General features: G+C 72.4%; 7 protein-coding genes. All 7 read left to right on the forward strand.

Going from position 1 to position 7,732, the window contains the following annotated elements:
- The first annotated feature begins 33 nt into the window (after window positions 1-33).
- The 7 genes from C1A33_RS32625 (at window position 34) to C1A33_RS32655 (ending at window position 7,693) form a co-directional block, all read left to right on the forward strand.
- Entirely contained in the window at window positions 34-1,551 is a 1,518-nt protein-coding gene (locus C1A33_RS32625; RefSeq protein ID WP_101836317.1) for a sugar ABC transporter ATP-binding protein, read from the forward strand.
- Complete coding sequence (locus tag C1A33_RS32630) at window positions 1,548-2,576, forward strand: ABC transporter permease (protein ID WP_101836318.1); 1,029 nt, start codon at window positions 1,548-1,550, stop codon at window positions 2,574-2,576. The genes C1A33_RS32625 and C1A33_RS32630 overlap by 4 nt, the downstream gene beginning before the upstream one ends.
- Window positions 2,577-2,707: 131 nt before the next feature.
- Entirely contained in the window at window positions 2,708-4,423 is a 1,716-nt protein-coding gene (locus tag C1A33_RS32635; protein WP_101836331.1) for an AMP-binding protein, read from the forward strand.
- Between the two features lie 43 nt (window positions 4,424-4,466).
- Complete coding sequence (locus C1A33_RS32640; RefSeq protein WP_101836319.1) at window positions 4,467-5,630, forward strand: thiolase family protein; 1,164 nt, start codon at window positions 4,467-4,469, stop codon at window positions 5,628-5,630.
- Window positions 5,630-6,118: a Zn-ribbon domain-containing OB-fold protein gene (locus C1A33_RS32645; protein ID WP_101836320.1), complete on the forward strand. Its 489-nt coding sequence runs from the start codon at window positions 5,630-5,632 to the stop codon at window positions 6,116-6,118. Before C1A33_RS32640 ends, C1A33_RS32645 begins: the two co-directional genes overlap by 1 nt.
- Complete coding sequence (locus tag C1A33_RS32650; RefSeq protein ID WP_101836321.1) at window positions 6,115-6,870, forward strand: SDR family oxidoreductase; 756 nt, start codon at window positions 6,115-6,117, stop codon at window positions 6,868-6,870. The genes C1A33_RS32645 and C1A33_RS32650 overlap by 4 nt, the downstream gene beginning before the upstream one ends.
- Before the next feature lie 46 nt (window positions 6,871-6,916).
- Window positions 6,917-7,693, forward strand: coding sequence for an enoyl-CoA hydratase/isomerase family protein (locus tag C1A33_RS32655; protein ID WP_101836322.1), 777 nt, complete (start codon window positions 6,917-6,919; stop codon window positions 7,691-7,693).
- Window positions 7,694-7,732: the final 39 nt, after the last annotated feature.

Here is a 7,732-nt window from a genome sequence, read left to right on the forward strand (position 1 = left end):
ACCCATCGGATCGCTCACGAGTGAGGTTTCTGGATGAGCAGCTCGTCGTCACCCGCGCTGCGGGTGGTGAACCTGACGAAGACCTTCGGCGGGGCCCAGGCGCTCAAAGGCATCAGTCTGGAGATCGTGCCGGGCGAGATTCACGCGCTGGTCGGCGAGAACGGGTCGGGGAAATCCACGTTCGTGAAGATTCTGTCGGGTTACCACAGTCCGGAATCGGGCGGCGTGGTCGAGGTCGGTGGAGCGGCGCTTTCCTTTGGCGATGCCGAGGCATCTCAGACCGCCGGGCTCCGCTTCGTCCATCAGGATCTCGGGCTCATCGACGAGCTCACCTGCGCGGAGAACCTGGCGATCGGCCGGGGGTTCGACACCGCGTTCGGTCGGCGCATCCGGTGGCGTCGCGAGCACGAGGCAGCTCGTGCGGCGCTGGCCTCGCTCGGCTACGAGATCGACCCGCGCCGGCCGGTCGGGCACCTGTCGGTCAGCGAACGCACGGCGGTCGCCATCGCGCGGGCGGTGTCCGTCCACGGCGGGCAGACCCACGTCGTCGTCCTCGACGAGCCGACCGTCAACCTGCCCAGGGCGGAGATCCAACGGCTGTTCCGGCTGCTGCGGCTCCTGCGTGACCGTGGCGTCGCGCTGATCTTCATCTCCCATCACCTCGAGGAGATCTTCGAGCTGGCCGACCGCGTCACCGTCCTGCGCGACGGTGAGGTCGTCGCGACCCGCCCGGTGAGCGAGCTCGACCACGACACCCTCATCGAGGCGATGCTCGGCCGTGCCCTGCGCACGGTGCGCGGGGACGTGCGGTCCGACGTCGGCGCGGCGGTGCTGACCGTGCGGGGGGTGAGCGGTGAGGTCGTGCGGGACGTCGACCTCACCGTGCGCGCCGGCGAGGTCGTCGGGGTGGCGGGTATCACCGGCTCGGGCCGCGACGAGCTGGCGCGGCTGGTCGGCGGCGGTGCCCCGTTCGTCGGGCACATCGACGCCGGCGGCCAGCCGCTGCGACCGAACCGGCCGGACCTGTTCATCCGGGCCGGCGTGGTCAGCGTCCCGGCCGAGCGCAAGGCCAACGCGGCCCTCCCGGAGCATTCCGTCCGGGAGAACCTGACGATCTCCGACCTCACTCCCTACACGCGGTGGAAGGTGCTCCGCCGTTCCGCCGAACGCTCCGACGTCCGCACCCTGCTGGAGACGTTCCACATCCGACCCACGCTCCCGGAGCAGCCGGTCGACGCGCTGTCCGGTGGCAACCAGCAGAAGGTCATGATCGCCCGGGCGATGCGGCTGGAACCGCGGGTCCTCGTGCTCGACGAGCCGACACAGGGGGTCGACGTCGGCGCGCAGGCCGAACTGCACCGCCTCGTCCGCGGCTCGCTCGCGACCGGCCTCGGTGTCCTGGCCTGCAGTTCCAACAGCGAGGAGCTGTCCGAGATCGCTGACCGGGTGCTGATCATGCGCGGCGGCCAGGTCGTCGACGAACTCACCGCTCCCCTGAGCGCCGATGACATCAGCGCCGCGACCCTCGCGAAGCAGAAGGAGACATCGTGAGTACCACCGAGGCCACGGCCGCGGCCACCCAGGAATCCGACCGGGACGTGGCGATCCCCGCGAGGCGCCCGCGCGGCCGCGTCGTTCCGAGGCTGGGCCTGGACCGGTTCAGCGGCCTGTACGTGCTGGGCGCGCTCGTCCTCGCCTACGGCATCTGGCTGCCCGACACGTTCCTGACGAGCGAGACGGCACGCAGCGTCGCGGACGGCCAGGCGATCGCCGCGATCGTCGCCCTGGCCCTGGTCGTGCCGCTCGCCGCGGGAGCCTTCGACCTGTCCGTCGCGGCCACCCTGGGCTTCAGTGTCTGCCTGGTCGCCTGGCTGCAGGGCCACCATGTGAACCCCGTCCTCAGCGTGCTGGCCGCGCTGGCCGTCGGCATCGTGATCGGCGCCGTCAACAGCTTCGTCGTCGTCGTCCTCCGGGTGAACTCGTTCATCGGAACGCTGGGAATGAGCAGCCTGCTGGCCGCCGCCTCCTACTGGATCACCGGTGGCCAGACCCTCATCAAGGGATTCTCCCCCGACCTGCTGCGGGCGGGACGCGCCCAGCCGGCGCACATCCCCGTCACGGTGCTGTACCTGGTCGGCACCGCCCTCGTCCTGTGGTTCGTCCTCGAGCACACGCCGCTCGGCCGGTACTTCTACGCGGTGGGCGCGAACCCGCGGGCCGCCCGGCTGGCCGGCCTGCGGGTCGACCGGCTGGTCGCCCGCTCACTGATCCTCGCGGGATTCCTGTCCGCCCTGGGCGGCGCGATCCTGGCCGCCAAACTGGGACTCGGCAGTCCCGACGTCGGTCCGCCCTACCTGCTGCCCGCCTTCTCCGCGGCGTTCCTGGGGGCGACCCAGATCAGGTCGGGTCGGGTCAACGTGCTCGGCACCCTCGTCGCCGTCTACCTGCTGGGCGTGGGCGTGAAGGGCCTTCAGCTCGCCGGCGCGCCCTCCTACGTCAGCGACCTGTTCAACGGTGCCGCCCTCATCGTCGCCGTCGCGCTCGCTGCCCGGACGAGCCGGGCGAGCCGGACGTGACGCGGGCGCCGGGCCGACGTCGCGCCGGCCGGACCGTTGACCGGGGGTGATCTGCAGCACTAAGCTATAAATCTAGCGACCGCTCGAATAATCGAGCCGGCGACGGACGCCGCGTGATCAAGGAGACGGCGATGGGGCTTGAGCAGCTCAGGAGGACCCGGCTGGGCATGGGCGCGCGAGCGTTCGACCCGGCCGAGGTCCAGCGCTTCCGGGCGGACGGGCAGTGGCGTGACCGGACCTTCCTGGACGACTTCCTCGACCACGCCGCCAGTACCCCGGACAAGGCCGCCGTGGTCTCCTACGTCCGGGGCCGCCCGCTGCCGGAGACCGTGACCTACGGCCAGCTGCGGGCCTACGTCGACCGGTTCGCCGCCGCCCTGCTCGACCTGCGTGTCGGCCGGGGCGACGTGGTGTCGATCCAGGTCGCCAACGGCTGGGAGGGCCCGGCGATGGCCCTGGCCGCCATGCGGGTGGGCGCGATCCCCAACCTGATCCCGATCATCTACCGGGAGCACGAGGTGCGGCACATCCTCACCGACGCGGGAAGCACCGTGTACGTCGCGCCGCAACGCTTCCGCGGGTACGACTTCGCCGCGATGGCGCTGCGCCTCCAGCGGGAGATCGTCACGCTGGACAACGTCTTCTTACTCGACGCCGACGAGAGCGTGGACCCGGAGCTGTCCTTCACCGGCCGGTTCGTCGAACCCCGGCGCGAGCTCGATCCCTTCCTCGGCGCGACCCTGGAGTCGCTGCGCCCGGGGGCCGACGACGTCGCGATGCTCGTGTTCACCTCCGGCACGACCGGCCTGCCGAAGGCCGCTCTGCACACCTTCAACACCGCGTGGTCGGGCTACCGCAACGTCGTCGTGAACGCGCTGGACCTCACGGCCGACGACGTCGCGTTCATGGCCTCGACCCTGGGGCACCTGACCGGGTTCATCCACGGCATGCTCGTCCCCCTGTCGATGGGGCAGAAGGTCGTCTACCAGGACGTCTGGGATGTCGACGGCATGCTCGACATGATGGAGACGGAGGGGCTCACCTGGACGCTGTCGGCGACCACCTTCGCGCTCGACCTGGTCGAGGCGCAGAAGCGCCGGGACCTGCCGCTGGCCAGCCGGCTGCGGGCCTTCGCCTGCGGCGGCGCGTCGATCCCGCCCGGCGTCGCGATCGAGATGGACCGGATCTTCGCGACGAGCCTGGTGCCGCTGTGGGGGTGCTCCGAGACCGGGATCGCCAGCATCCACCACCTCGGCGCCCCGCCGGACGTGCTCGACGCGAGCGACGGCTATCCGGTGCCCTGGCAGCAGACCCGGGTGGTGGACGACGACCTGACCCCCGTGCCCGCCGGCACTGTCGGCAACCTGCAGGTGCGCGGCCCCGGGGTGTTCGCCGGCTACTTCGGCCGCAGTGATCTCACCGCGGACGCGTTCACCGCCGACGGCTGGTACGACACCGGCGACCTTGGCACGGTTCTCCCCGACGGCGCGATCCGCATCGCAGGCCGGAGCAAGGACATCATCATCCGCGGCGGCCAGAACATCTCCGCCGTCGAGATCGAGAGCGTGCTCTACCAGCACCCCCAGATCCAGGAGGTCGCGGTCGTCGCCTATCCCGACGACCGGCTCGGCGAGCGGGTCTGCGCCGTCGTCGTCGCGCACGGGGCCGACCGCGGGCTCACCCTGGACGCCCTCGTCTCCTTCCTGGAGGAGGCCGGCATGGCGAAGCCGTTCTGGCCGCAGCGCCTGGTCGTGGTCAGCCAGCTCCCACGCACGGCCTCCGGGAAGGTCCAGAAGTTCGTGCTGCGCCAGCAGCTCGCCGACGGACTGCTCGAGGAGCGGGCGTGAACGGCCGGCCCGATGCCCGGCGCCCGGTGGCGGGAGCCGCCGGATGAGCGCCGCTCGGAGCGCCCCCGTCCACATCGCCGGCGCGGCGCAGGAGATCGTCGGCCGCGGCCGGCCGGCCCCGGCGTACCGCAACCTGCTCGCGGCGGCGGCCACCGGCGCCGTCGCCGACGCGGGTCTCGACCGCTCGGACGTCGACGGTCTCGTTCTGTCCTCCTCGATCCCGCAGCCGTTCGAGTGCAATCCCGCCGAGGTCGCCGAGTACCTGGGTCTGGGAACCGTCTACACGGCGATGGCCCCCTACGGCGGCAGGCCGGCCACCGACGTCCTGCACATCGCCCGCTCGGCCATCCACGCCGGCCTCGCCAGCACCGTGCTCGTGCTGTCGGCCGACACCTTCGCCACCACTCTCGGCCTGGAGGGGGCGATCGAGCTCTACATGAAGAGCTTCGACGCCGTCTACGAGCGGCCGTTCGGCCCGCTGATCCCGACGGCGTTCGCGCTCATGACCGCCCGGCACATCCACGACCACGGCACCACCCTGGAGCAGCTCGCCCAGGTCGCGGTCAGCATCCGCAGACACGGCCTGCTCAACCCGCACGCCGAGGTCACCGGCGAGCTGACCGTCGCCGGCGTCGTCGCCGACACCGTGGTGTCGACGCCGCTGACGCGATCGATGCTGGCGCTGATCTCCACTGGCGGGGCGCAGGGCTTCGTCGTGTCCCGGGAACGCGTCGACGCCCGCTCGGTGACACTGCTGGGGTACGGCGAGGCGAGCGCGTTCATGAGCCTGTCCCAGGCGCCGAGCCTGACGCACTTCCCCCACATCCGCCAGGCGGGGGACCTCGCGCTGCGCCAGGCCGGCGTAACGCTCGCGGACCTCGACTTCGCGCAGTTCTACGACCCGGCCACGATCGTCCCGCTGATCCTGCTGGAGTCCCTCGGGTTCTGCGGGCCGGGCGAGGGCGGCGCGTTCGTCGAGGACGGCGCCCTCGAGATCGGCGGCCGGCTGCCGGTGAACACCCACGGCGGCACGCTGGCCTTCCGGCACCCGGGCATGGGCGCGGCACTCGACTCGGTGGTCGAGGCGGTCACCCAGCTGCGCGGCGAGGCGGGTGCGCGGCAGGGGCCGGACGCCCGGCTCGGGCTCGTGCACGGACAGGGCAGCTGGCTCGCGACCAACGGGTTCGCGGTCCTGGGGAGGTCATGATGAGCGACAGCGGCGCCACCGGCACCCCCGGCGCGGGTCCGGCCGTCTCCCGGACGGTCGACCCGGCCGCCGACCCGGCCGCCGACGTGGCCGCCTTCTTCTGGGACGGCTGCGCGCGCCGGGAGTTCTGGCTGCAGCACTGCACGTCCTGCGACGCCTGGCAGTTCTACCCGCGCAGCCTCTGCGCGCACTGCTGGGCCCCGACGGGCGCGCTCGAGTGGCGGCGTCCCGGCGGCGGCGCGGTCCTGCAGTCGTTCAGCGTGGTCCACCGGGGCAGCGGGGCGTTCGCCGAGCACGCGCCGTACGTGGTGGCGCTGGTGCGCCTCGACGAGGGGCCAGTGATGATGTCGAACGTCGTGGGGGACGTCGTGGGGGACGTCGTGGGCCTGGCCATCGGCGCTCGCCTGGAGCTGGGATTCGCCGAGCGGGCCGGCCGCGTGGTCCCCGTCTTCGCCCGGGCGGGCGAGCCGGCACCGGGACCGTCATGACCGAGACCGTGCTCATCACCGGGGCCAGTGCCGGTCTGGGCGCCGGGATGGCCCGGATCTTCGCCGCCCGGGGCGCCGACCTCGCGATCACGGCCCGTCGCCTCGACCGGCTCGAGGAGCTCCGTGACGCTCTCGAGGCCGAGCACCCGGGCCGGACCGTCGTGCCCTACGCCCTGGACGTGACCGAGCACGACGCCGTCTTCACGACGTTCGACGCCGCGGCGCGGCGCCTCGGGCACCTGGACCGGATCGTCGTCAACGCCGGCCTGGGCAAGGGCTCGACGCTCGGCGAGGGACGTTTCGGCGGCAACCGCGACACCGCGGCTACGAACGTCGTGGGCGGCATCGCCCAGTGCGAGGCCGCCATGCGCGTCCTCTACCAGCAGGGTCGGGGCCAGCTTGTGGTGATCTCCTCCGTCGTCGCGGCCCGCGGCCTGCCCGGGCCGATGAACGTGTACGCGGCCTCGAAGGCGGCGCTCACCCACGTCGCCGACGGCATCCGCGCCGACGTGCGGGCCCGGGGACTGCCCATCACGGTGTCGACGATCCGGCCGGGCTACATCGACTCGGAGATGCAGGCCCGGACCGGGCGGCGCCACCCGCTGCTGACCGACGCCGACGTCGGCACCGCGGCGATGGTCGACGCCATCCAGCGGGAGGTCCGCGACGCCTGCGTGCCGCGCTGGCCCTGGCTGGTCTTCGCCGCCGGGCTGCGGTTGCTGCCCATGCCCGTCGTCCGCCGGATGCTCTGACCCCGAAGCCCACCCGTCGCGGGAGAAGTGAGGAGAGACGCTCCAGATGAGCTACCAGTATGTCCGGTTCGAGCGGGTCGGCGCCACGGGCGTCGTCACCATCGCCAACCCCCCGGTGAACGCCCTGCACCCCGACGTCGCGGCCGACATCGAGCGGGCCGCCCAGCAGATCGCGGCGGACACCACGCTGCGCTCGATGATCCTGACCGGCCAGGGACGGTGCTTCGTCGCGGGCGGCGACATCCGCTACTTCACCGAGATCGACCGCCAGGGCGCCGCCGACATGGCCCTGCGGGTGCAGCGCATGCAGAACGTGCTGTTCGACCTGCGAGTACCGGTGATCGCCGCGGTCAACGGGCACGCTCTCGGCGGTGGCCTGGAGCTCCTGCTCTCCTGCGACTTCGCCCTCGCCGAGGAGCAGGCCACGATCGGCGTCACCGAGGTGCGGCTCGGGCTGATCCCCGGCGCGGGCGGCACCCAGATGCTGTTCTCGGCGCTCGCGGCCGGGACGGCGAAGCGCCTGCTGTTCACCGGCGACCGGCTGAGCGCCACCGAGGCGGCCCGCCTCGGCCTCGTCGACCAGGTGTGCGACCGGGGGACGGCCGTCGAGACCGCCCTGGCGTGCGCGGCCCGGATCAACGCGGCCGGCCCGCTGGCCGTCGAGGCGGCCAAACGGTCGGCCAACCACGGCCTGCGACACTCCCTCGACGAGGGGCACCGCCGCGAGGTCGAGATCTTCTCCGCCCTGTTCGAGACCGCGGACCATCGGGAGGGCATCACCGCCTTCCTCGAACGCCGCACTCCCGTGTACGAGCGGCGGTGAGCGGCGTGGCTGAGCGGGGCGGCGCGGACGGCTCGGGGG

This window comes from Frankia canadensis (assembly GCF_900197875.1).
In the GTDB taxonomy this organism is placed as follows: domain Bacteria; phylum Actinomycetota; class Actinomycetes; order Frankiales; family Frankiaceae; genus Frankia; species Frankia canadensis.

Coding starts and splice junctions, on each gene's coding strand:
- C1A33_RS32625 (WP_101836317.1), top strand. CDS start 34: ATGAGCAGCTCGTCGTCACCCGCGCTGCGGGTGGTGAACCTGACGAAG.
- C1A33_RS32635 (WP_101836331.1), top strand. CDS start 2,708: ATGGGGCTTGAGCAGCTCAGGAGGACCCGGCTGGGCATGGGCGCGCGA.
- C1A33_RS32640 (WP_101836319.1), top strand. CDS start 4,467: ATGAGCGCCGCTCGGAGCGCCCCCGTCCACATCGCCGGCGCGGCGCAG.
- C1A33_RS32645 (WP_101836320.1), top strand. CDS start 5,630: ATGAGCGACAGCGGCGCCACCGGCACCCCCGGCGCGGGTCCGGCCGTC.
- C1A33_RS32650 (WP_101836321.1), top strand. CDS start 6,115: ATGACCGAGACCGTGCTCATCACCGGGGCCAGTGCCGGTCTGGGCGCC.
- C1A33_RS32655 (WP_101836322.1), top strand. CDS start 6,917: ATGAGCTACCAGTATGTCCGGTTCGAGCGGGTCGGCGCCACGGGCGTC.